The organism is Pseudomonas sp. GM41(2012), assembly GCF_000282315.2.
Taxonomy (GTDB): Bacteria; Pseudomonadota; Gammaproteobacteria; order Pseudomonadales; family Pseudomonadaceae; genus Aquipseudomonas.
The window spans coordinates 941,148-964,151 of record NZ_AKJN02000008.1 but is presented as its reverse complement, the minus strand read 5'-3'; the positions used below and the strand labels follow the sequence as shown (position 1 = coordinate 964,151).

At 57.1% G+C, this 23,004-nt stretch carries 29 protein-coding genes and 1 tRNA gene; 7 read left to right on the top strand and 23 right to left on the bottom strand.

Annotated features, from left to right (window positions below):
- Positions 1 to 15: 15 nt before the first annotated feature.
- On the top strand, positions 16 to 300 hold the full coding sequence (locus PMI27_RS04045) for a hypothetical protein (RefSeq protein ID WP_008145664.1): 285 nt from the start codon (positions 16 to 18) through the stop codon (positions 298 to 300).
- 2 nt (positions 301 to 302) lie between these two features.
- Here PMI27_RS04045 and PMI27_RS04050 read toward each other — a convergent pair whose 3' ends face one another.
- The 11 genes from PMI27_RS04050 to thrS form a co-directional block, all read right to left on the bottom strand.
- Complete coding sequence (locus PMI27_RS04050; protein ID WP_202962624.1) at positions 303 to 695, bottom strand: hypothetical protein; 393 nt, start codon at positions 693 to 695, stop codon at positions 303 to 305.
- Positions 696 to 739: 44 nt separating this feature from the next.
- The gene (locus PMI27_RS32295; protein ID WP_274519680.1) at positions 740 to 865 is read right to left on the bottom strand and encodes a hypothetical protein; all 126 of its coding nucleotides are present in this window, start codon (positions 863 to 865) and stop codon (positions 740 to 742) included.
- A gap of 460 nt (positions 866 to 1,325) precedes the next feature.
- Positions 1,326 to 1,402: transfer RNA gene (locus PMI27_RS0229850), tRNA-Pro, on the bottom strand.
- A gap of 89 nt (positions 1,403 to 1,491) precedes the next feature.
- Entirely contained in the window at positions 1,492 to 1,848 is a 357-nt protein-coding gene (locus PMI27_RS04055; protein WP_003179985.1) for a MerR family transcriptional regulator, read from the bottom strand.
- Positions 1,829 to 2,131 (bottom strand): integration host factor subunit alpha, encoded by a 303-nt coding sequence (gene ihfA / locus PMI27_RS04060; RefSeq protein WP_002553164.1) that lies wholly within the window; start codon positions 2,129 to 2,131, stop codon positions 1,829 to 1,831. The genes PMI27_RS04055 and ihfA overlap by 20 nt, the downstream gene beginning before the upstream one ends.
- Positions 2,132 to 2,134: 3 nt before the next feature.
- Positions 2,135 to 4,516 carry a phenylalanine--tRNA ligase subunit beta gene (pheT, locus tag PMI27_RS04065; protein ID WP_008145660.1) on the bottom strand — a complete coding sequence of 794 codons (2,382 nt, stop codon included), beginning with the start codon at positions 4,514 to 4,516 and terminating at the stop codon, positions 2,135 to 2,137.
- Between the two features lie 26 nt (positions 4,517 to 4,542).
- On the bottom strand, positions 4,543 to 5,559 hold the full coding sequence (pheS, locus tag PMI27_RS04070) for a phenylalanine--tRNA ligase subunit alpha (RefSeq protein ID WP_007905876.1): 1,017 nt from the start codon (positions 5,557 to 5,559) through the stop codon (positions 4,543 to 4,545).
- Positions 5,560 to 5,668: 109 nt separating this feature from the next.
- Positions 5,669 to 6,025, bottom strand: a complete 357-nt coding sequence (gene rplT / locus PMI27_RS04075) for a 50S ribosomal protein L20 (protein ID WP_007905879.1) — start codon at positions 6,023 to 6,025, stop codon at positions 5,669 to 5,671.
- Positions 6,026 to 6,052: 27 nt separating this feature from the next.
- Positions 6,053 to 6,247 (bottom strand): 50S ribosomal protein L35, encoded by a 195-nt coding sequence (rpmI, locus tag PMI27_RS04080; RefSeq protein WP_008145659.1) that lies wholly within the window; start codon positions 6,245 to 6,247, stop codon positions 6,053 to 6,055.
- A gap of 60 nt (positions 6,248 to 6,307) precedes the next feature.
- On the bottom strand, positions 6,308 to 6,859 hold the full coding sequence (gene infC / locus PMI27_RS04085; protein ID WP_169857083.1) for a translation initiation factor IF-3: 552 nt from the start codon (positions 6,857 to 6,859) through the stop codon (positions 6,308 to 6,310).
- Positions 6,859 to 8,781: a threonine--tRNA ligase gene (gene thrS, locus PMI27_RS04090; RefSeq protein WP_008145656.1), complete on the bottom strand. Its 1,923-nt coding sequence runs from the start codon at positions 8,779 to 8,781 to the stop codon at positions 6,859 to 6,861. The genes infC and thrS overlap by 1 nt, the downstream gene beginning before the upstream one ends.
- A gap of 374 nt (positions 8,782 to 9,155) precedes the next feature.
- On the opposite strand from thrS, the gene PMI27_RS04095 reads away from it, so the two are divergent.
- Positions 9,156 to 9,458: a hypothetical protein gene (locus PMI27_RS04095; protein WP_008145655.1), complete on the top strand. Its 303-nt coding sequence runs from the start codon at positions 9,156 to 9,158 to the stop codon at positions 9,456 to 9,458.
- 290 nt (positions 9,459 to 9,748) lie between these two features.
- Entirely contained in the window at positions 9,749 to 9,961 is a 213-nt protein-coding gene (locus PMI27_RS04100) for a cold-shock protein (RefSeq protein ID WP_007905882.1), read from the top strand.
- 71 nt (positions 9,962 to 10,032) lie between these two features.
- On the opposite strand, the gene PMI27_RS04105 is transcribed toward PMI27_RS04100, so the two are convergent.
- Positions 10,033 to 10,353: an I78 family peptidase inhibitor gene (locus PMI27_RS04105; RefSeq protein WP_008145654.1), complete on the bottom strand. Its 321-nt coding sequence runs from the start codon at positions 10,351 to 10,353 to the stop codon at positions 10,033 to 10,035.
- A 166-nt stretch (positions 10,354 to 10,519) separates the two neighbouring features.
- The gene (locus tag PMI27_RS04110; protein ID WP_008145652.1) at positions 10,520 to 10,825 is read right to left on the bottom strand and encodes a hypothetical protein; all 306 of its coding nucleotides are present in this window, start codon (positions 10,823 to 10,825) and stop codon (positions 10,520 to 10,522) included.
- 132 nt (positions 10,826 to 10,957) lie between these two features.
- Between PMI27_RS04110 and PMI27_RS04115 the strand changes: the two genes are divergently transcribed.
- On the top strand, positions 10,958 to 11,164 hold the full coding sequence (locus PMI27_RS04115; protein WP_008145651.1) for a hypothetical protein: 207 nt from the start codon (positions 10,958 to 10,960) through the stop codon (positions 11,162 to 11,164).
- A gap of 38 nt (positions 11,165 to 11,202) precedes the next feature.
- Here PMI27_RS04115 and PMI27_RS04120 read toward each other — a convergent pair whose 3' ends face one another.
- The 8 genes from PMI27_RS04120 to PMI27_RS04155 form a co-directional block, all read right to left on the bottom strand.
- Complete coding sequence (locus PMI27_RS04120) at positions 11,203 to 12,231, bottom strand: nucleoside hydrolase (protein WP_008145650.1); 1,029 nt, start codon at positions 12,229 to 12,231, stop codon at positions 11,203 to 11,205.
- 43 nt (positions 12,232 to 12,274) lie between these two features.
- On the bottom strand, positions 12,275 to 12,679 hold the full coding sequence (gene rbsD / locus PMI27_RS04125; protein ID WP_008145649.1) for a D-ribose pyranase: 405 nt from the start codon (positions 12,677 to 12,679) through the stop codon (positions 12,275 to 12,277).
- Complete coding sequence (gene rbsK, locus PMI27_RS04130; RefSeq protein WP_008145647.1) at positions 12,676 to 13,593, bottom strand: ribokinase; 918 nt, start codon at positions 13,591 to 13,593, stop codon at positions 12,676 to 12,678. Before rbsK ends, rbsD begins: the two co-directional genes overlap by 4 nt.
- Positions 13,594 to 13,650: 57 nt before the next feature.
- Positions 13,651 to 14,670 (bottom strand): LacI family DNA-binding transcriptional regulator, encoded by a 1,020-nt coding sequence (locus tag PMI27_RS04135; RefSeq protein WP_008145646.1) that lies wholly within the window; start codon positions 14,668 to 14,670, stop codon positions 13,651 to 13,653.
- Between the two features lie 3 nt (positions 14,671 to 14,673).
- Positions 14,674 to 15,651, bottom strand: a complete 978-nt coding sequence (locus PMI27_RS04140; RefSeq protein WP_008145645.1) for an ABC transporter permease — start codon at positions 15,649 to 15,651, stop codon at positions 14,674 to 14,676.
- A complete protein-coding gene (locus PMI27_RS04145; RefSeq protein WP_008145644.1) occupies positions 15,648 to 17,201 on the bottom strand; it encodes a sugar ABC transporter ATP-binding protein in 1,554 nt (517 codons plus the stop codon). Before PMI27_RS04145 ends, PMI27_RS04140 begins: the two co-directional genes overlap by 4 nt.
- Before the next feature lie 56 nt (positions 17,202 to 17,257).
- Complete coding sequence (locus PMI27_RS04150) at positions 17,258 to 18,214, bottom strand: sugar ABC transporter substrate-binding protein (protein ID WP_008145642.1); 957 nt, start codon at positions 18,212 to 18,214, stop codon at positions 17,258 to 17,260.
- A 196-nt stretch (positions 18,215 to 18,410) separates the two neighbouring features.
- A complete protein-coding gene (locus tag PMI27_RS04155; protein WP_008145641.1) occupies positions 18,411 to 18,872 on the bottom strand; it encodes a hypothetical protein in 462 nt (153 codons plus the stop codon).
- Between the two features lie 349 nt (positions 18,873 to 19,221).
- On the opposite strand from PMI27_RS04155, the gene PMI27_RS04160 reads away from it, so the two are divergent.
- The 3 genes from PMI27_RS04160 (at position 19,222) to PMI27_RS04170 (ending at position 21,465) form a co-directional block, all read left to right on the top strand.
- The gene (locus tag PMI27_RS04160) at positions 19,222 to 20,310 is read left to right on the top strand and encodes an asparaginase (protein ID WP_008145640.1); all 1,089 of its coding nucleotides are present in this window, start codon (positions 19,222 to 19,224) and stop codon (positions 20,308 to 20,310) included.
- Between the two features lie 170 nt (positions 20,311 to 20,480).
- The gene (locus PMI27_RS04165) at positions 20,481 to 20,771 is read left to right on the top strand and encodes a DUF1654 domain-containing protein (protein WP_033053541.1); all 291 of its coding nucleotides are present in this window, start codon (positions 20,481 to 20,483) and stop codon (positions 20,769 to 20,771) included.
- Between the two features lie 4 nt (positions 20,772 to 20,775).
- Positions 20,776 to 21,465 (top strand): endonuclease, encoded by a 690-nt coding sequence (locus PMI27_RS04170; RefSeq protein WP_008145638.1) that lies wholly within the window; start codon positions 20,776 to 20,778, stop codon positions 21,463 to 21,465.
- Between the two features lie 56 nt (positions 21,466 to 21,521).
- On the opposite strand, the gene PMI27_RS04175 is transcribed toward PMI27_RS04170, so the two are convergent.
- Positions 21,522 to 22,433, bottom strand: coding sequence for a siderophore-interacting protein (locus tag PMI27_RS04175; protein WP_008145636.1), 912 nt, complete (start codon positions 22,431 to 22,433; stop codon positions 21,522 to 21,524).
- Between the two features lie 100 nt (positions 22,434 to 22,533).
- Positions 22,534 to 22,899 (bottom strand): hypothetical protein, encoded by a 366-nt coding sequence (locus PMI27_RS04180; protein WP_008145635.1) that lies wholly within the window; start codon positions 22,897 to 22,899, stop codon positions 22,534 to 22,536.
- Between the last annotated feature and the right edge of the window lie 105 nt (positions 22,900 to 23,004).

Below are 23,004 nucleotides of genomic sequence, written 5' to 3'. Positions count from 1 at the left end.
AACAAGGAGTAGTCAATGGCTGTTTTTATGGTGACATGGAACCTCAATAAAGAGCGTGGGAATTACGCCCAAGCTCGGCAAGCCTTCATACAACATTTGGATCGCTATCAGAATGTCAGCGATCCAGGATTGGAGTCTGTTAGATGGCTTAACAGCGCCGCCACTGCGACTCAAGTTTCTGATGACCTAAGACTTAAACTCGACGTCAATGATCGTATTTTTGTCACTAAGATCAACGAAGGTGAGCACCAAGGTTGGCTTAGCAAGAGTGTGTGGGAATGGATCAACGCACGGCTTTAACGTTATCCGTACATCTTCGTGTTACGCACTCGTTGCTTGTTCAAGCTATCCAGCGCCCTGAACAACGAAGCTTTAGAATCGGCCCTTTCCGTAAATCCGAATCGGTAGATTTTATTTGTATCTGAGATGATGACCGTTTCGGTATGGAAGATTGAATCCCCCCAGCCGACCAGCTTACCCAGATCAGGCTGGATCAAATTGTGGCGCTCGGCGATCTCTCGCCACAATTCGCCCTTTTCGTGCATGTGGCGTGCAAGCGTCAACGGAACCGGCGACGCTGTTTCCATCCCTAAATATTTGGCGGTGTCTTGCCACATACGCTCCCAAAGGTAAATGTCGCCGCTGACCACGTCGAAAGCCTCGCCACGAACTCGCTGAGCGCAGCCCTGGCTCATGCCTGCAAACCGGTGCCCGTGAATTGCAGTAGCTGGCCGTAGGCCTAATCGGTGCCGGGGAATCGCATCGGGATACTTAGCGCATGGGACAGCTCGGCGAAGACACTGATGACCATCGCAATATTCATCGGGTTGCCGTAGATATCCCCGACCATGAGATCAGGATGCAACGCCACATAATCCCAACGGCTATGCTCGGCACGCTTTCTCAGTTGGGATTCCTGAGCGACGTACAGGTTCGGTGGCGTATACCCCGCATCTCTCTCCCGTGCAGGCGTGCGAACCTCGCCCCAAGGTGGGAGCCGTAAATTTTGAAGCCCTAATAGATGACCACGCGCCGCAACATAGAGTTGGCTTGCTCCAGTCCGTCGAGCACGTTGGCCAACATGGCGGCGTTGCGACTGGCTTCCACCACCAGATTCCCTCCGACTGCCTGATGAGCCGCCAACTAGGTCCATCTCTGCCCTCCATCACCAAACGTCCTGGGGGGCATTGGCACACCGAAATCTTGCGCCCATCTCCTCCCCAAGAGGTGAGGATTCCACCAAGAGCCAGAGTTTTTGTAGGGGTAAAAACGCCTAAAAATAAAAAGGGGTCGCGAGATAAAATCTCGCAACCCCTTGAATAATATGGTCGGGACGGAGTGATTCGAACACTCGACCCCTAGCACCCCATGCTAGTGCGCTACCGGACTGCGCTACGCCCCGACTAGGCGTTAAACCTGTTCCTCTTCTCGAAGAACGCTCAAGAATATATCGCAAGCTTTTGAAAACTGGAAGTATTTAAAAGCAGGAATTTATTTCTTGAGTACCACCAGAACATCCTCCAGCTCGGCGATCATCTGGCGGATCATTTGCTTGTATTGGGTCGTGTCGTCTTTGGCTTCATCGCCGGACAAACGCAAGCGTGCGCCGCCGATGGTGAACCCCTGATCGTAAAGAAGCGCGCGGATCTGCCGGATCATCAGCACGTCTTGTCGCTGATAATACCGGCGGTTTCCGCGGCGTTTGACGGGGTTGAGTTGAGGAAATTCCTGCTCCCAGTAGCGCAGCACGTGTGGTTTTACCGCACACAGCTCGCTGACTTCACCAATGGTGAAGTAGCGTTTGCCTGGGATGACGGGAAGTTCGTCGTTATGACTTGGTTCCAGCATAAGCCTCAACTCGGGCCTTCAACTTCTGCCCTGGACGAAAGGTGACCACACGGCGAGCCGTGATCGGGATTTCTTCACCCGTTTTCGGATTGCGGCCAGGCCGCTGGCGTTTGTCCCGAAGGTCGAAATTGCCGAAACCGGACAATTTGACTTGTTCGTTGTCTTCAAGAGCGTGCCTGATTTCTTCAAAAAACAGTTCGACCAATTCCTTGGCTTCCCGTTTATTCAGGCCCAGCTCTTCATACAGACGTTCCGCCATCTCAGCTTTCGTCAGAGCCCCCATACGTCACTTCCTTAACGTGGCGTTCAACCTTTGTTCGAGCGAGGTGAGGATGTTTTGCGTCGTGGTATTCACCTCATCGTCATTAAGAGTGCGCGATGGATGCTGCCAGGTCAAGCCGACTGCAAGGCTTTTTCTATCAGGATCAATGCCTTTACCCTGATACACGTCAAATAGCCTTAGGTCTGTCAGCCATTCGCCTGCATTTTCACGGATTACGTCCAGTACAGCACTGGCTGCGACGTCTTTTTCGGCGATCAGTGCAAGATCACGACGGACTTCAGGAAAGCGCGATAACTCCTGGAATTTAGGCATTTTACCCAATGCCACTTCCGCCAGAACCAGTTCGAAGACGAAGACAGGACGGTCAAGACCGAGGGTTTTCGACAATTCAGGGTGAATAGCGCCGACGAAACCGACCAAGCGACCTTCACGTTCGATGCGCGCGGTTTGACCCGGGTGCAACGCAGGGTGTTTGCCCGGTACGAAAGTGAACGAATCCAGTGCACCGGCGAAACCCAGCACCGCTTCCACGTCGGCTTTGACGTCGAAGAAGTCCACCACATCGCGACCTTGTGCCCAGCCTTCCGGCAGACGACTACCGCAAACAACACCCGCCAGCATCGGCTCTTGCTTCAGGCCTTCCAGCTGACCGACGAAACGCAGGCCGCTTTCGAACAGACGCACGCGATCCTGTTGACGGTTCAGGTTGTGCTGGAGCGCCTTGACCAGGCCCGGCCACAAGGACGAGCGCATGGCGGCCATGTCGTTCGAAATCGGGTTGGCCAACAACAGCGGTTCGACACCTGGATTAAACAGCTCAAACTGTTTCGGATCGATGAAGCTGTAGGTGATCGCTTCCTGATAGCCGCGGGCCACCAGCAGACGGCGCAGCTCAGGCAGATCGCTACGCGCTTCAGCTTTGGCCTGCGGCGCTAGACGAGCTTGCGGGTAGCGAACCGGCAGACGGTTGTAACCATACAGACGAGCCAGTTCTTCGATCAGATCGACTTCCAGGCTGATGTCGAAGCGATGGCTTGGCACTTCAACGCGCCACTGCCCTGCCCCATCGGCAGAAATCTTCAGACCCAAGCCGCTGAGCAATCGCTCGACTTCGGCCGAATCCATTTCCATACCCAGCATCTGAGTAATGCGTTGCGCACGCAGAGTAACTGGTGCAATCGACGGCAGGTGCTGCTCGCTGACGGTTTCGATGATCGGGCCAGCTTCGCCGCCAGTGATGTCCAGCAGCAGGCCAGTGGCACGCTCCATGGCTTCACGGGCCAGTTGCCAGTCCACGCCACGCTCGTAGCGGTGCGAGGCATCGGTGTGCAGGCCATAGGAACGGGCCTTACCAGCGACAGCGATCTGATCGAAAAAGGCGCTTTCCAGGAACACATCGCGAGTGGTCGCGGTGTTGACGCCGCTGTGCTCGCCACCCATGACGCCGGCGATGGCCAAGGCGCGGGTATGGTCGGCAATCACCAGCGTATCGCTACGCAGGCTGACTTCCTGACCGTCGAGCAGTACCAACTTCTCGCCTTCTTCAGCCATGCGCACACGGATGCCGCCATTGATTTCGGCGAGATCAAATGCATGCAGAGGTTGACCCAGCTCCAGCATCACGTAGTTGGTGATGTCGACGGCAGCGTCGATGCTGCGCACGTCACCACGACGCAGACGCTCGACCATCCACAGCGGCGTTGGCTTGGACAAGTCAACGTTACGGATCACACGACCCAGGTAACGCGGGCAAGCAGCTGGCGCCAGCACTTCGATCGAACGCACTTCGTCGTGCACGGCTGGCACGACAGCAACCACCGGGCGGGTGACTTCGGCGGCGTAGAGCGCGCCGACTTCACGAGCCAGACCGGCCAGGGACAGGCAGTCGCCACGGTTCGGGGTCAGGTCGACCTCGATGCTGGCGTCGTCCAGGCTCAGGTATTCACGAATGTCCTGACCGACCGGCGCATCGGCCGGCAATTCCATCAGGCCATCGTTGCCTTCGCCGACTTGCAGCTCGGCTTGCGAGCACAGCATGCCGTTGGACTCAACGCCCCGCAGTTTGGCTTTCTTGATTTTGAAGTCGCCTGGCAGTTCAGCACCGATCATGGCGAACGGGATCTTCAGGCCCGGGCGCACGTTCGGCGCTCCGCAAACGACCTGGAAAGTCTCCGAGCCACTGCTGACCTGGCAAACGCGCAGCTTGTCGGCGTCCGGGTGTTGCTCGGTGCTCAGCACCTCGCCCACCACCACACCGGTGAATTCGCCGGCGGCCGGCGTAACGCTATCGACCTCAAGACCGGCCATCGACAGACGAGCAACCAGCTCGTCACGACTTACCTGCGGGCTTACCCAGCCACGCAGCCATTGTTCACTGAATTTCATCCTGCTCTCCTAAGAATTCGTTACGACTAGCGAAATTGCGCGAGGAACCGCAAGTCGTTGTCGAAGAACAGACGCAAGTCGTTCACGCCGTAACGCAGCATGGCCAGACGCTCAACACCCATGCCGAAGGCAAAGCCCGAAAACTCTTCCGGGTCGATCCCGGACATGCGCAGCACATTCGGGTGAACCATGCCGCAGCCCATGACTTCCAGCCAGCCAGTCTGCTTGCAGACACGGCAGCCTTTACCGCTGCACATCACGCATTCCATGTCGACTTCGGCGGATGGCTCGGTGAACGGGAAGTACGAAGGGCGGAAACGCACGGCCAGTTCTTTTTCGAAGAACACGCGCAGGAACTCTTCGATGGTGCCTTTCAGGTCGGCAAAGTTGATATCACGGTCGACCAACAGGCCTTCGACCTGGTGGAACATCGGGGAGTGGGTGATATCGGAGTCGCTACGGTACACACGGCCTGGGCAGACAATGCGGATCGGCGGCTGTTTCGATTCCATGGTGCGGACCTGTACCGGCGAGGTATGGGTGCGCAGCAACATGTTGGCATTGAAATAGAAGGTGTCATGCATCGACCGGGCCGGGTGATGGCCTGGGATGTTGAGTGCTTCGAAGTTGTGATAGTCGTCTTCGACCTCAGGGCCTTCGGCAATGCCGTAGCCGATGTGAGTGAAGAACTGTTCGATACGTTCCAGAGTGCGAGTAACCGGATGCAGACCACCCGAGGTCTGGCCACGGCCAGGCAGGGTCACGTCAATGGACTCGGCGGACAGTTTGGCGGCCAGGTCGGCCTCTTCAAACAGTGCCTTGCGCGCATTGAGAACCTCTGTGACACGCTCCTTGGCAACGTTGATCAGGGCGCCGACTTGCGGACGCTCTTCTGCCGGCAAATTCCCCAGGGTCTTCATCACCTGAGTCAATTCACCCTTTTTGCCAAGGTAGTGAACCCGGATTTGCTCCAGGGCATTGATATCTTCAGCGCTTTGCACAGCCTCTAGAGCTTGAGAGACGAGCGCATCCAGGTTTTCCATGTACAGACTCCAGATACAAAATAGGGGAAGAGCTTGAAGGCTCTTCCCCTATTTATGACGTTTAACACCTGACCCCACAGAGGTGAGGCCGGGTGACTGTCGGGGGTACTTAAGCCAAGGTGGCTTTAGCTTTCTCGACAATCGCAGCAAACGCCGCTTTTTCGTTCACTGCCAGATCAGCCAGAACCTTACGGTCGATCTCGATGGACGCTTTTTTCAGGCCGGCGATGAAACGGCTGTAGGACAGACCGTTAATACGTGCACCAGCGTTGATACGAGCGATCCACAGAGCGCGGAACTGACGTTTTTTCTGACGACGGTCACGGTAGGCGTATTGGCCTGCCTTGATTACCGCTTGCTTGGCAACACGGAATACGCGCGAGCGAGCGCCGTAGTAGCCTTTAGCAAGTTTCAGAATTTTTTTGTGACGTTTACGGGCAATGACGCCACGCTTTACACGAGCCATGAGTTACTTCCTCTATTCTTGACTAAATTAACGAAGGCGCAGCATGCGCTCGACTTTTGCCACGTCACACGGTGCCAGCAAGCTGCTACCGCGCAGTTGACGCTTACGCTTGGTCGACATTTTAGTCAGGATGTGGCTCTTGAAAGCGTGCTTGTGCTTGATACCGTTAGCAGTTTTCAGAAACCGCTTAGCAGCACCACTTTTAGTTTTCATTTTTGGCATGTTCGGATACTCCGCATTCAGTTGATAAACATAATCAGAAGGCCTGCCGTGCCCTATTGATTACTTCTTCTTTTTCGGGGCGATGACCATGATCAGTTGGCGTCCTTCCATCTTAGGATGCTGTTCGACCGAACCGTACTCGAGCAAGTCACCTTCAACTCGCTTGAGGAGTTCCATCCCCAGCTCCTGGTGGGCCATCTCACGGCCGCGGAATCGCAAGGATACCTTGGCCCTGTCCCCATCACTCAGGAAACGTACCAGGTTGCGCAGTTTTACCTGGTAATCCCCTTCCTCCGTCCCTGGACGAAACTTGATTTCTTTAACCTGAATCTGCTTCTGGTTTTTCTTGGCCGCGGCAATCTGCTTCTTCTTTTCGAAGATCGATTTGCCGTAGTCCATCAGTTTGCAAACAGGGGGTACTGCATCGGCGGAAATTTCCACCAGATCCAGTTTGGCCTCTTCAGCCTTAAGAAGCGCGTCTTCAATTGACACAATCCCAAGCTGTTCACCTTCAGCCCCAATTAACCGAACCTCGCGTGCCGAGATATTCTCGTTGATCGGGGCCTTCGGTGCAGCTCGTTTATCTTGTCTCATTTCACGCTTAATAGTAATTACTCCGAATCTGGGCGACCACGCCGGGAAACCGCTTGAGCGAGGAACTCGGCGAACTGGGCGACGGGCATCGAGCCCAGGTCAGCACCTTCACGAGTACGCACAGCGACAGTCTGCATCTCGACTTCCCGATCTCCGATAACCAAGAGATAAGGAACCTTGAGCAAAGTATGCTCGCGGATTTTAAAGCCGATCTTTTCATTTCTCAAGTCAGACTTGGCACGAAATCCGCTTTCGTTGAGAGTTTTTTCAACCTCAGCGGCGAAATCAGCCTGTTTATCAGTGATATTCATGATCACTGCCTGGGTCGGAGCCAGCCACGCGGGGAATGCACCCTCGTAGTGCTCGATCAGGATTCCGACGAAACGTTCGAAGGAGCCAAGGATCGCCCGGTGCAACATAACCGGGTGCTTGCGACTGTTGTCTTCAGAGACGTATTCGGCTCCCAGACGGACAGGCAGGTTAAAATCGAGCTGAAGGGTACCACACTGCCAGACGCGGCCAAGGCAATCTTTCAGCGAGAACTCGATCTTCGGACCGTAGAACGCACCCTCGCCCGGCTGCAGATCGTACGGCAGGCCAGCGCTATCAAGGGCTGCAGCCAGGGCCGCTTCGGCGCGATCCCACAGCTCGTCGGAACCGACGCGTTTTTCCGGACGAGTGGACAGCTTCATCTCGACGTCTTTGAAGCCGAAGTCGGCATAAACGTCCATGGTCAGCTTGATGAACGCAGCGGATTCAGCCTGCATCTGCTCTTCAGTGCAGAAGATGTGGGCGTCGTCCTGAGTGAACGCACGCACACGCATGATGCCGTGCAGTGCACCCGATGGCTCATTACGATGGCAAGCACCGAATTCGGCCAGGCGCATTGGCAACTCACGGTAGCTTTTCAGGCCTTGGTTGAACACTTGCACGTGGCAAGGGCAGTTCATCGGCTTGATGGCGTAGTCGCGGTTTTCCGACTGCGTGGTGAACATGTTGTCGGCGTAGTTGGCCCAATGCCCGGACTTCTCCCACAGGCTGCGGTCAACGACCTGCGGAGTTTTGATCTCCAGGTAGCCGTTGTCGCGCTGAACCTTGCGCATGTACTGCTCGAGCACCTGGTACAGAGTCCAGCCGTTCGGGTGCCAGAACACCATACCCGGCGACTCTTCCTGGGTGTGGAACAGGCCCAGACGCTTGCCGATCTTGCGGTGATCGCGCTTCTCGGCTTCTTCGATGCGCTGGATGTAAGCCGCCAGCTGCTTCTTGTCTGCCCATGCCGTGCCGTAAACGCGCTGCAATTGCTCGTTCTTGGCATCGCCACGCCAGTAGGCGCCGGACAACTTGGTCAGCTTGAAGGATTTCAGGAAGCGCGTGTTCGGCACGTGCGGACCGCGGCACATGTCGACGTATTCTTCGTGATAGTACAGACCCATGGCCTGTTCGTTCGGCATGTCTTCGACCAGGCGCAGCTTGTAGTCTTCGCCGCGGGCCTTGAACACTTCGATCACTTCGGCGCGCGGAGTGACTTTCTTGATCACGTCGTAATCTTTTTCGATCAGCTGCTGCATGCGCTGTTCAATGGCAGCCAGGTCGTCCGGAGTGAAAGGACGTTCGAAGGCGATGTCGTAATAGAAGCCTTCGTCGATGACCGGACCGATGACCATCTTGGCCGTCGGGTACAGCTGCTTGACCGCATGGCCAACCAGGTGGGCGCAAGAGTGGCGAATGATCTCCAGCCCCTCTTCATCCTTTGGCGTAATGATTTGCAGCGTAGCGTCGCTGCCGATGATGTCGCTGGCGTCGACCAGCTTGCCATCGACTTTGCCGGCCACGGTGGCTTTGGCCAGACCTGCACCAATGGATGCGGCGACCTCGGCTACGGATACCGGGTGATCGAATGAACGTTGACTGCCGTCGGGAAGAGTAATAGTTGGCATGGCGCCTCCTCTCCTAGTGGTGACCCCTACCAAAGGTCACGTGGGTTGGGATGAGCCAGTACAAGATCCGATCCAGGCCATTCAATGACGAACGCCTGCCTTACAGCGGCAGGAGCCTTGCGGCCAACCGGAAAACCGAACCAGAGTGACTGGGATTCAAATCAGGGTTATTCGCACATTTGCCGCTACCGGGACTGAAGGTCATCCGGAGCCTGCAAACGCCCGAGCGAGGCATGCTAGCACAGATGAACGGTCATCGATGCACCGAGGCTTTGTCCTGGGGCAAATCGGGCAATTTTATGCCAGAGTGCTGAACTAGAACCCTGCTTTACCCCTCAGATAACAAGACATTGACCCACAAGGAGCATCCCAGCATGCATCTGAAACGTTTATTCGCAGTCGTCGCCCCCATCGTTTTGCTGCTGCCACTGGCCGCCCATGCCGATTGGCCGAAGGGCGAACGCGAGAAATACATGGCTCAGTGCACTCAGGCAGCCACTCCGCAGATCGGTGCTGCAGCAGCGAAGGCTCACTGCGCTTGCGGCGCTGATTCGATAAAGTCTTACCCGGCGGCAGATATCCAATCGCTGATGGACAACAAGGCCACCCCGCAATTGCAGCAGAAAGCACTGGAGCAGATAGCCAAATGCAAGGCCAATGTACCGGCGAAAAAGTGAGAAAAAAGTCCTTTTGACTCGGATCAACGCTGATAAAAAGTGATGGTTTTGAGCTTTTTCGTACAATTTATGCAGGTTTTACAGGTTTTTTTATCGTCTTTACTTTCGGCTGAAAGCCTTGTAAAACGGGGCTTTCAGCTACATCAAGCAGCAAACAGAACGCGACTGCAGGGCAAACAGCACGTCCGGGGGGCTCCCAAAGCGAACATTTCGACTATGATACCCCGGTGTGCCCAGTTGGCCTGAGCAGCACAGCACTACTGAAAATATATGTTTCTTGGAGATACACCATGTCTAATCGCCAAACCGGCACCGTTAAATGGTTCAACGATGAAAAAGGCTTCGGCTTCATCACTCCTCAAGGTGGCGGTGACGACCTGTTCGTACACTTCAAAGCTATCGAAAGCGACGGTTTCAAAAGCCTGAAAGAAGGCCAGACCGTTTCCTTCGTGGCTGAGAAAGGCCAAAAGGGTATGCAAGCTGCACAAGTCCGCGCTGAGTAATTTTCAGCCGCACTAAAAAAACCCCGTCCATGTGACGGGGTTTTTTATGGGCGAAACAAACGTCTGAGCGATCAGCCGCAGTTGACGCGGGTGACGATCCGATTGGCATCGGTGTTCAGGTTCAGACGATCGGAACGGTACTCCAGGGTCACCATGTCGGTAGGCAAGAGGAACCGTGCATTCTGCGCGCCTGCGCGAGTACGCGCCTGCTCCAGCAGTTCAGGCGAAGCCTTTTTGCCAATGGTGAATTCGGCAGCCTTTGCCTCACAACGGCTGTGACCCGTATCAGTCGTCGTGACAGGATCTGTTGTCGACTCGGTGGAGGTAGTGCTGCAACCGGCCAGCATGGCAACGGCCAACAAAGTACCCAATGACGCGAGCTTCCAAGGCATGAAGCCTCCTTTTTTCAATAGTTAAGCTGAGATCGTGCGACCGCCAATCTGGCGTTTGGTTTCACAGGGAGCACTAGCACCCTGCCCTCTATTCGGACACGCGGCGAGTTTGCCTGAGCATCGCCCTGCCGTTTACCACTCAATCGTGACTGAATATGAACAGCGCTCAATAGACATCAATGTAGTCGAACGGCGGATTCGGCCAGTTCTCTTTCAGCGCATTGAAAATCTGCATGACCCAGACCTCGTCACTGGCCGCGACCAATCCGACATAACCGGAACCCTTGGCCCACGTCTCCAGACGAAACAACAGTCCGCTGATATCAGTACCGCCCACAACGCCTGACGAAATGTAGGCGATGCCGCCCTTGGTGACTCGCAATTGAGTGTGCTCATCGTCGCTGGCAGAGGCCAGCAGCTGACGCACCGCCTCAAGGGTCAAGCCGTCAGGAGTGTTCAAATCGATCTGCACAGCACAGTCCTTGAAAAATCATCAAAGACCAAGTGTCGCATAGCCCTCCCCTCATGCCTAAGTCGGAGTGCCAAAAGCCGCGCAAAATGGTTAACTCGACACTCAGACTTTCCCGACTTCACGAGCGCCATCATGACCACCGTAAGTATCGACGCCGACATCAAAGCCAAGTGGCCACAGGGCCACAGCTCTTACAGCCCGGGCAGCCCGGAAGAGTTGGCAATCATTGGTATCGATTTATTGGTCAAGGAACTGGGGACGCAAGCCGCCCAGATATTCATCGCACAGATATTCGAGAAGTACCCTACCGACTATATTGGCCTGATAGATAGCGAGTAAACGTAAAACCCGCAGGCTGGCACCTGCGGATCTATGGCTTACTTCAGACGAGCCAGACGCTCGGTCAGCAGGTCAAAGAAGCCTTGGGCGTCGCCGCTTTCCACCCAGAAAGCGTTCTTCGGCGCTTTCAGGCCGTCATACCAGTCGACGATGGTTTGGCCGAACGTAGGGCCTTCGCGGCTATCAACCACCACATTGACCGAACGACCGGTGAACAACTCAGGCTTGAGCAGGTAGGCGATGACCGTCGCGTCATGCACCGGGCCACCCGGAATGCCGTAGTGCTCCATGTCGCCTTTGACGTATTCATTGAGAATATCGCCCACCAGCTTGCTGGCATTGTTGTTGATCGCTGCGATCTGCTTCAGGCGCGCTTCGCTGGTGAGGATCTTGTGGGTCACGTCCAGCGGCAGGTAGGTCAGCTTCACGCCGCTTTTCAACACCACTTCCGCAGCCTGCGGGTCGGCGAACAGGTTGAACTCAGCCACCGGGGTAATGTTGCCACCGTTGAAGTGCGCCCCGCCCATGATCACCACCTCCTTGATGCCCTGAACAATCTCAGGTTCCTGGATCAGCGCCAGGGCCAGGTTGGTCTGTGGACCGAGCATGGCGATGGTGATGCTGTGGGGCTTGGCGGCTTTCAAGGTGTCGATCAGGTAGTTGACTGCATTGCCTTGGGCCAGGCCTTTTTTCGGCTCATGCACGGTGACACCCGACAGTCCTTCCTTGCCATGGATGTCCTCGGCATAGATCGGCGTGCGCATCAGCGGCTTCGGAGCGCCGGCGTAGACCGGCACTTCCTCGCGCCCTGCCCACTCGCGGGCCAGCCGCGCATTACGCGACGTCTTGTCCAGACGCACGTTGCCGGCGACGGTGGTCAGCGCACGAATGTTCAACTCTTGCGGCGATGCCAGAGCAAACAGCAAGGCAACCACGTCATCGGCACCCGGGTCGGTGTCGATGATCAAGTCGATCTTTTCCGCCGCTTGGGCGCTTGTTGCGGTAATCAGGGACAAAAGCAGCAGACTCCGGAGCAGGTGGTGCAGTTTCTGAGCATAGCGGTGCATAGCGCACTCCTTGTGCGAGGGACAACAGAAAGACAACAGCGAGTTAGAACGTAACCCCTGCCACCAGCACGATGTTGCAGTAGGGCTGACATTCGCCTGTACGAACAATCGCCCGTGCCTGTCGGCTGAGGACTTTGAATTGGTCATGACTGAGCAGCTCACGCCGACCCAACGCACCTTCGGCATTCAGCTCATCGAGCGCCGCCAATGCCAAAGGCTTTTTGTCCAGGATCTCCTGGGCCAATACATGGCTCTCGACCTGCATTTCGCTGAGCACAACCTTCAACGTGCTGATGAAATCCGGGATACCGTGGGTCAGGGCCAGGTCGATCAGTTCAACGCCAGGTGGCACCGGCAAACCTGCATCTCCGATCACCACGATGTCGCCATGACCCAGGGAAGCGATCAGCCGCGACAACGCGACGTTGAGCAAAGGTGTCTTTTTCATGATGCTTTAAAGGCCTGTACGTCGGACAAGGTGGGAATCGAGGGTTGCGCGCCAGCGCGGGTCACCGACAGCGCCGCGGCGACCTGGCCGAAACGGATCGCGTCGGCTTCGCTTTTGCCGGCCGCCAGCGCGGCGGCGAAACCACCGACGAAGGTGTCGCCAGCCGCCGTGGTATCGACAGCTTTCACCTTCGGCGCAGGGAAGTGCTCGAAGCCTTTGCCGTTGGCAAACAGCGAACCTTGAGCACCGAGGGTGATGATGACCTTGCCGGCGCCCAAGGAGATCAACCGGGCCGCAGCGGTTTCGGCAGAAGCCAGAGAATCCACTGGCAAACCACTCAGCGCCGCGGCCTCGCTTTCGTTGGGAATCAGGTAATCGATGGACGCGTACCAGTCCGCCGGCAGTGGGCGGCTGGCCGGCGCCGGGTTGAGGATCACGGTCTTGCCCAACTCACGGCCGCGCTTGAGCGCATGACCGACTGTGGCATCCGGGACTTCCAGCTGACAGATGATCACGTCCGCCGCCCGTAATACGGCGTCGAAACGATCAATCACCTCTGCCGTCAACGCACCGTTGGCACCGGCAACGATCACGATTGCGTTCTGGCTGTTGTCATCGACCACGATCAACGCGACGCCGCTGGAATCGTCGACGGTGCTGACTGCCTGACAATCGATCTGCTCGGCCAACAGCGCCCCGCGCAACTCTTCGCCGTAGGCATCGCTGCCCACGCAACCGACCATCGACACCTGCGCCCCCAGCCTCGCCGCGGCGACTGCCTGATTCGCGCCCTTGCCACCGGAAACCGTGGCAAACGACTCGCCGATCAGCGTTTCACCGCCACGGGGCAGCCGTGGCGCCCGGGTGACCAGGTCCATGTTCAGGCTGCCTATAACCACTACTTTTGCTGGCATACGTCACTACTCATCAATTCTGTTTCAGCGATGCTTTTGATTTAGCGGCTTTCTATTTCAACGGAACTGGGCGAACACGCCGGCCAGCGGTGCAGTCGACTCCCGCAGGACAATACTGGGCGTCACGATCCGTTGATCGGTGGCCATATCCGGCGCGGCGATTCTTCTTAACAGCACTTCGGCCGCCATCTCGCCGAGTTGCAGGATCGACTGCCCCACAGTGGTCAGCGCCGGGTACACATAGCGGCTCATCTGAATATCGTCGAAGCCGATCACTGACAGGTCCAACGGCACGCGAATGTTGCGCTCGGCCGCCGCTCGCAGCACACCGATACCAATCATGTCGTTACCGGCGAAGATCGCGCTCGGCGGGTTCTTTTCCAGCAGCATCGCGGCGGCGTTGTAACCGCCGGTGCTGGTGAAGTCGCTTTCCAGCATGCGCTCGCGGGATACTTCGACACCCGCCTCTTTCAGGGCACGGCAATAACCGGCCAGACGCATCTGCGCCACACTGGTACTCGCCGGGCCGCCAATGGTGGCGATGTCCCGGTGCCCCAACTCCAGAAGGTGGCGGGTCGCCAGATAGGCGCCGTATTCATGATCGATTCGCACCAGATCGGCATTCACACCTTCCAGTCCACGGTCGACGATGACCATCGGCGTACGCACGCCTGCCAGGCCCTCCGCCAGTCCCGCGTCACCGCCAGCCGAAGCGACGATCAGCCCGTCGATGCGCTTTTCCAGCAGCACGCGCAGGTAACTGCGCTGCTTGTCCGGGTTGTCATCGGAGTTGCAAAGAATCACGCAGTAGCCATTACGCTCGCAGTAATCCTCGATGCCGCGCGCCAATTCGGCGAAGTACGGGTTGAGGCTGTTGGGCACCAGCAACCCGATGGTCGCCGTGGTTTTGGCCTTGAGGGACCGGGCCACGGCGCTGGGCACGTAGTCGAGGGTTTTGATCGCTGCCTCAACCTTGACCCGCACCTCTTCGCTCACCGGCCGGGTCTTGTTCACTACGTGGGAAACCGTGGTGTAGGAAATTCCCGCGAGCGCTGCCACATCCTTGATTGTTGCCATGACTCAGGTCCGCCGGCTTGCGCGCTGACTGCGATAAGTATCAAGCACCACCGCCACCACGATCACTGCGCCGGTGATGATGCGTTTGGTGGGTTCCGTCGCGCCGATCTGCGCGAGACCGGCCGCCAATACGGAAATGATCAGAACCCCGAAGAACGTACTGATGACCGAACCGCGACCGCCCATCAGGCTGGTGCCGCCGATCACAACCGCGGCGATCACTTGCAGCTCCAGCCCGGAGCCGGCATTCGGATCCGCCGCTTCCAGACGGGAAATCTGGAACAGCGCAGCAATACCGGCCAGCAGCCCCATCAGACTGAATACCAGAATCTTGTAGGGCTTCGGATTGATCCCTGCCAGACGCACCGCCTCTTCGTTGGTGCCGATGCCGATCAGGTAGCGACCGAACACGGTACGCGTCAGCACTGCCTGGGCAATGAAGATGATGAGCAAGGCAATGATGAACGACGGCGAGATGCCGAAGGCGATCGGGTTGGACAACCAGGCGAAGGCGTCGCCGATGTAGGCCGTGCGCGACCCGGTCATTTGATAGGCCACACCACGGGCCATTTCCAGCACGCCGAGGGACACGATGAACGACGGGATCCGCCACGCCACAGTGATCGAACCGGTGATGGTCCCGGCCAGTGCTGCCGCCGCCATTCCGAGCAGCGCCGCAGGCAACACGCTCCAGCCCCAACCGAGAATCGCCACGCTGACCGTTGACGCCGCGAGCGCAAGCACCGAACCCACCGACAGGTCGATGCCGCCGATGATCAACACGAACGTCATGCCGACCGCCAGCACCATCAAGTCCGGAATCTGGTTGGCCAGGGTGCTGAAGGTGTCATAGGACAGGAAATGGCTGCTCAGAACCGAGAACAGCGCGACCATTGCCAGCAAGGCACCGGCCAGGCCCAGATAGGTTCCGAGGCCGTAAAAGTTGCCACTACGTTTGCCGGCAGTCACTGCAGTATTCATGCGAGATCCCTAGGCGCTGCTTCGTTGAGCAACGCATCACGTTTTTGGTAGCCGGCGAACGCGGCGGCAAGCAAATCATCCTGGGTCCAGCTGTCACGCTCGAAGGTGTCGATCAGACGTCCCGCCGAGAGCACGCCGATGCGGTCGCAGATCAACATCAACTCACGCAGGTCGCTGGACACCACCACGAGCGCTTTGCCTTGACGGGTCAACTCACCGAGCAAGGCATAAATGTCAAACTTGGCGCCGACGTCGATGCCACGCGTTGGCTCGTCGAACAGCATCACCGAGCAATCACGCTCAAGCCACCGGCCAATCACGACTTTCTGCTGGTTGCCGCCGGACAGTTCAGACACAAGTTGCGTCGGGCTGGAACTGCGGATGCGCATGGCGTCGATCTGACGCTGGGCCAGCGCCATCTCGTCACCCTGGTTGACGAAGCCACTGCTGGAAATCACCGGCATATTGCCCAAGGCAATATTCGCGCTGATCGATTGGGTCAGCAGCAGGCCTTCGCCCTTGCGGTCTTCGGTGATCAGGGCGATGCCATGACCGACCGCGTCAGCCGGTGACCGGATACTCACAACCTGCGCTGGCGAACCGAGTGCAACCGTGCCGCTGTCCGCTGTATCAGCACCGAATATCAAGCGCAGCAACTCAGTGCGCCCTGCCCCGATCAAGCCGGAAATCCCATAGATCTCGCCGGCGCGCACTTCGAAAGACACATCGCGAACCTTGTCGGAACGGGTCAGCCCTTTGACCGTCAAAGCTGGAGCGCCGATCTTGCGCGGGCCCATGTCGATGTGTTCGCCGAGCTCACGACCGACCATCAGCGTCACCAGTTGCTCGCTGTTGTAATTAGCCATCGGCTCGACACAAACCAGGTTGCCATCGCGCAGTACCGCAATACGCTGGGAGACCCGCGCCAGTTCTTCGAGACGGTGCGAGATATAGATGATCGACACGCCGCGAGCTTGCAGACGAGTGATCTGCTCGAACAGCATCTCGACTTCACGGTTCGTCAACATCGCGGTCGGTTCGTCGAGGATCAGCACGTGGCAATCGCCGATCAGGTTGCGGGCGATCTCCACCATTTGCTGGTGACCGATACCCAGTTCGCCCACCAGCGTGTCCGGGTCAATCGCGTCGAGGCCGACCTGGGCCATGGCTTCGATCGCCGCCTTGCGCAATTGCCTGCGACTGATCCAGCCGCCCTTGCTGGGCAGGTTGTCGAGAAACAGGTTTTCCGCCACCGACAGGGTCGGCAACAGATTGAGCTCTTGCATCACCATCCGGATGCCGAGGTCTTCGGCCTGAGTGCGGCTTGAGGGGTGGTAATCCTGCCCCTGGAATTGCATGTGGCCGGTGGTCGGTGTGACCAGCCCGCCGATGATCTTCGACAGCGTGCTTTTTCCCGCGCCGTTTTCGCCGGTCAGCGCCAGCACTTCACCACGCATCAGCGTCAGGTCGATGCCGGTCAGGACCGGTTGGGCGTAGGTCTTACCGATACCGCTGACCGAGAGGACAGCGTTCGGGGCGGAAACTGACATAAAAACTCTCCATGCGCTCGCCCCGACGGGCGAGCACCGTTGTGTCGCCAGAAGGACTACTTGGTAACCAGCTCTACCGGAGTTTCGATCACGCCATTGGTGCCGCTGTCGACTTTCTCACCTTTGATGATCTTCAGCGCAGTCTCGATGCCGAAAACAGCTTGCTTGGCCGCAAACTGGTCAGCGGTGGCCAGGACGCGGCCATCCTTGAGCATTGGCTTGATGGCGTTGATGTTGTCGTAACCGACCACTTGCACCTTGCCGGCCTTGCCCGCTGCGCGCACGGCGGATACTGCGCCGACGGCCATGCTGTCGTTACCGGCCAGCAGGGCTTTGACTTGCGGGTATTCGCTGAGGATCGAGGCAGCAACTTTGTTGCCTTTGTCGATTTCCCAGTCACCAGACTGCAAAGAGACGACCTTGATCTGCGCCGCTTCCATCGCATCCTTGAAGCCTGCGGTTCTTTGCTGTGCGTTGGTGGTGGTTGAAACGCCTTCGATGATGCCGACTTCGTCTCCGGCCTTCAGTTGCCTGGCCAGGTACTCGCCCACCAGACGCGCGCCTTTGCGGTTATCCGGGCCTACGAACGGTACGGTGATGTTTTTGCTTTTGACCACAGCCGGGTCCAGCTGGTTGTCGATGTTGATCACGGTGATACCGGCATCGATGGCTTTCTTGATCACAGGAACCATGGCTTTGGAGTCAGCCGGCGCGATGACCAGCGCATTGACCTTGGCCAGAATCATTTGCTCGACGATGCGTGTCTGGCCAGCTGTGTCGGTTTCGTCTTTGATGCCGTTGGAGATCAGCTCGAAATCGCCGGCGTGTTCTTTCTGATAGGCCTTGGCGCCGTCTTCCATGGTCAGGAAGAATTCATTGGCCAGAGATTTCATGACCAGCGCGACTTTGGGTTTTTCAGGCGTCTCGGCGAAGGCCGAGGAGACAGGTAACGCGACGGATGCGGCAGCCAGCATAGCGACAGCGAGAAGACGTCCAGCGAATGGCAGCTTCATGGGTTCACTCCGATCTTATGATTATTGTGAGCAACGCTTGCGCTGGCGTAGGCTTCATTGCGCTCCCGGATGGATAACCACCGGGAGCGCCGCGCAAACGTTTGCGGAGACCGAACTATGCGAACCCTGTCGACATTTGTCAACGAGCAGAAACGACCCTTTATTTGAACTGGCTGGCAAAAGCCGGGCATTCAAGTCATGCAGTGGTGTTGACCACCGTTCCGGTGCTGGAACCCTTGGCCAGTTCCTTGACCAGGGCTGCGGACACTTCCAGCAACGCACCATTGGTGTCGGCAATCTGCCCTTGAAATGCCATGACCACAGTGGCCTTGGCTTCCGGTGTCGGATAAGACGCCGCCTGAGCTGCGGCTAATTGTTGCTGTTGCTCGCGCAGTTGCTGTTGTAGCTCTTGCATGCGTTTGAGCAGGACTTTCACCGCCACACTCTGGTTGCTCTCGTCTGGGGTTTCGGTCTGCGCGCCCGCGCTTTTATCCAATCCCAAAGCGCCAGTCTTGACTTGGTTGCCGTCGCCTTCTTTTGTGCCCAGCGTATTATCGGCAGCCTCTGCGGTGGCGTCGTTCAACGCTCGGATCGTAGCGGCGGACTTACCACCAATGGTGACGCCTGCAGCGTTTGAGATACCAATGGATAACGACATGTGAACTCCTGAGTAGAAAGATCCTTTAAAGGAGCATCGACCGAAGCGCGGGTTTCTTTAGCACTGATTCGCAATCTCGCAAGGCGATTTGCTCGACAGAGGTTGTAGTACTTTTCGGAGAGCCGAACACAAACGCTCAACGCGTTCGGAAACCCGGACAACAGGTTGTGTAATCACTCTGGCCACTCAAATAAATACTGATATAAATCATCAAGTTAAAAGTTTTTCTCATTCAAAGTACGACTGGTACAGATCCTGCTCATCTCATTCACCCCAAGCGTTCAGATCCGCTTGGGGCGCATCTAGATGAACCTGCATCAGCACCGTCTCACTACTAGAGAGAAAAATAATGACATCTGCTTTCAAGACCTTCGTTCCGGGCGCTTTGGCCCTCTTGCTACTCCTGCCTACTGCCCTTCAGGCAAAAGAAGTCGAAACCCAACAGAAACTGGCGAACGTGGTGATCCTGGCCACAGGCGGCACCATTGCCGGCGCGGGCGCCAGCGCCGCCAACAGCGCAACCTATCAAGCGGCAAAAGTCGGCATCGAACAATTGATCGCAGGGGTTCCGGAACTCAGCCAGCTGGCTAACGTTCGTGGCGAACAGGTCATGCAGATCGCGTCCGAAAGCATCACCAACGACAACCTGCTGCAACTGGGTCGTCGCGTGGCTGAACTGGCCGACAGCAAAGACGTCGACGGCATCGTTATCACCCACGGCACCGACACCCTGGAAGAAACCGCCTACTTCCTGAACCTGGTGGAAAAAACCGACAAGCCAATCATCGTTGTCGGCTCCATGCGCCCAGGCACCGCTATGTCGGCCGATGGCATGCTGAACCTGTACAACGCAGTGGCCGTGGCCAGCAGCAAAGACGCACGCGGCAAAGGCGTACTGGTGACCATGAACGATGAAATCCAGTCGGGTCGCGACGTCAGCAAAATGATCAACATCAAGACCGAGGCGTTCAAAAGTGCCTGGGGCCCACTCGGCATGGTGGTCGAGGGCAAATCCTACTGGTTCCGTTTGCCGGCCAAGCGTCACACCATGGACTCGGAATTCGACATCAAAACCATCAAGAGCCTGCCTGACGTCGAAATCGCCTATTCCTACGGCAACGTCAGCGATACCGCTTACAAAGCGTTGGCCCAGTCTGGTGCCAAAGCCATCATTCACGCCGGTACCGGCAATGGCTCTGTCTCGTCCCGCGTAGTCCCATCGCTGCAAGCCCTGCGCAAGGACGGCGTGCAAATCATTCGTTCGTCCCACGTCAACGCCGGCGGTTTCGTACTGCGTAACGCTGAACAGCCAGACGACAAGTACGACTGGGTTGTAGCGCATGACCTGAACCCGCAAAAGGCTCGCATCCTGGCCATGGTCGCTCTGACCAAGACCAACGACAGCAAAGAGCTGCAACGGATGTTCTGGGAATACTGATTCGCCCTCGCCCGACCGGTTCCGGTCGGGCACTGCTTTCACCACTCGCCAACCCAGGCGAGTGGCTCACACCCCCTTCCGATATTTCGATAAAAAATCTCCCTTCGTCCTACACCAAACGGAAAAAACTGCTGTCAGAGGATTTTCTTGAATTTTAAGCAGTTGCGAAAATGCCTACAGTTAAATACTGTATGCACGTACAGCTTAATAAGGATAATCCCGTGGCCACCACCTCTGCCTCTCCTGACTCCTATGAACGCATGGGTATGCGCGTTCAAAAAATCATCAATTCCCCCACTGCCCAAAAAGCCAAAGCAGCCCTGATCTTCCGTCTACCGGACGAACCCGTAGATGAGTGGGAACAATTGCTCGAAGAAATCGACGAGAACGACAACGTCACCCTCGCCTATCGCGACGATGGCGGTGTGCAGATTTTTTGGGTTGTGCCGAAGGAAGATTGAGTCAATGAGTGTCCGCTGGCTTGCTTTGCTGTTTTTGTTCATCACCGTCGGCGCCCAGGCAGGCGCCCCACGCACCTTCAACGAAGCCAAAAAAGTTGCCTGGAAGCTCTACGCACCGCAATCCACAGAGTTCTATTGCGGGTGCAAATACACCGGCAACAAGGTCAACCTCGCAGCCTGCGGTTATGTACCGCGTAAAAACGCCAAGCGCGCTTCCCGCATCGAGTGGGAGCACATTGTTCCGGCCTGGCAGATCGGCCATCAGCGGCAGTGCTGGCAAGAAGGTGGACGCAAGAACTGCACGCGTTACGATCCGACGTACCAGAAGGCCGAAGCCGACCTGCACAACCTGGTGCCGAGCATTGGTGAGGTGAATGGCGATCGCAGCAACTTCAGTTTCGGCTGGTTGCCGGTGCAGTCGGGCCAATATGGCTCATGCCTGACCCAGGTCGACTTCAAGGCGAAGAAGGTCATGCCCCGCCCGTCCATACGCGGCATGATCGCTCGAACGTATTTCTACATGAGCAAGCAGTACGGTTTGAGCTTGTCGAAACAGGATCGACAACTGTACGAAGCCTGGAACAAAACCTATCCGGTAGAGGCCTGGGAACGACAGCGCAACCAAAGCGTGGGGTGCGTCATGGGACGCGGCAACGAGTTTGTCGGCCCGATCGACATGAAAGCCTGCGGTTAAGCGCACGCTGAAAACACAAAGGCCTCGGGTTTAACACCTGAGGCCTTTGTTCGTTTCTAACCGCCCGCTTTGTTGTAGCGCCAGTAGCCCATCAGGTTGAGTGACTCCTTGGCAATGCCACATTCCTTGATCAAGTATTTGCGCAGGCTCATCACTGCAACCGTTTCACCGGCGATCCAGCCGTAGAAGCCATCACGGGCAATCTCGGACGTTTCCCAGAGCATGTCTTCGTCGACATCGACTTCCGCCAGTTCCACCGCTTCGAATGCTTTCGAAGCGGATGACGGCAGAATGGCCCGACAGACCGCGTCGACCATCAGCGAGCCCGCTCCAGTCGCGGTGGCGCGATCTCGAATCAGCCACTCCACCGAAAGCCCGGGCCAGTCAGGGACCGGCAATGCATCGTCCACGCTGTCTACTTCAAAAAACGCCTGGGTTATCGGTGGGACGGCAAGCGCTGCCAGCTCTTCCAGAATGCCGAGCGCGGCGGGCAAGGCCGTGGCATCGGCGACCAGTAACAGATGCTTGAGCTGTTGAGGTGGCTTCCATTCGAAACCACCCGCGTCTTGCGCCGAAAACTGCCGATCAGGTGCGACGATCTGGATCGGCTCACCCGCCGCTGCATGAATTGCCCAACGGGATGCGGGTCCGGTTTCGCCGTGCAACACGAAGTCGATATCCACTTCGCCTTGCTCGGCACGCAAATGCCGGATGGTGTAAGTGCGCATTGCCGGGCGCTGAGCAACCGGCATTGAGCGGTAACGTGCATACCAGCCATCGCCATGAGCGAGCCTGGCAGGCGAACCGTCTACAGCCGGAAAGAATAGCTTCACGCGCTGGTCCGGTGCCCAGGTCGCCATTTCGGTAACCATCGGACCGGCCAGAGTGACGCGCATCAAATGAGGACTCAGCGCCTTTTTGCGCCGCAGGACTGCGTCGAACATTTTGTAAGGGGTGGCGGAGGCCATGGGGAACTCCTACTGGGAATCGACAGTGACTACGTCTAGAAACGAGTCAATGTGGATCCCCTTTAAGGCGTTCCGTAGAAAGCAGTCTGGAAAAGGACTGCTACTGGGCTACTGGATGGTCGACAACCAACAATTCGATATTCTGTTTCTTCGCCCGGGTGAGCGAAGCGCGCACTTCTGTCTGTTTGGCCTCGGCCTCGGCTTTCGAACTGAATGGCCCGAGCAGAATCCGGGTCTTTCCATTTTCCTTGACGATATTGGAAACGAAACTGTGCTCAATCAGCCAGCCGCTCAAATCGCTGACCGCCTGAGGTGTTTCGCCTCGTACTTCGAGATCCCATTGTGGCGCGGAGACCACCGAAGGTGCAGTCGCAGCTGCCGGTTGCGGCTTTTGCGCGTCAACACTCTTGCCCTCACCGCATCCCGCCAGCGCCAATACCGCGATTACCAAGACCATTTTGCGCACAACGCTTCCCTCAGAATGCTTAAAGCGGCAATTTTAGCATCCATGAATACTTCCCGAGTGCCGCAAAATGGGCTCAAAACAACGAGAATGATGGTTGCGGCCTCT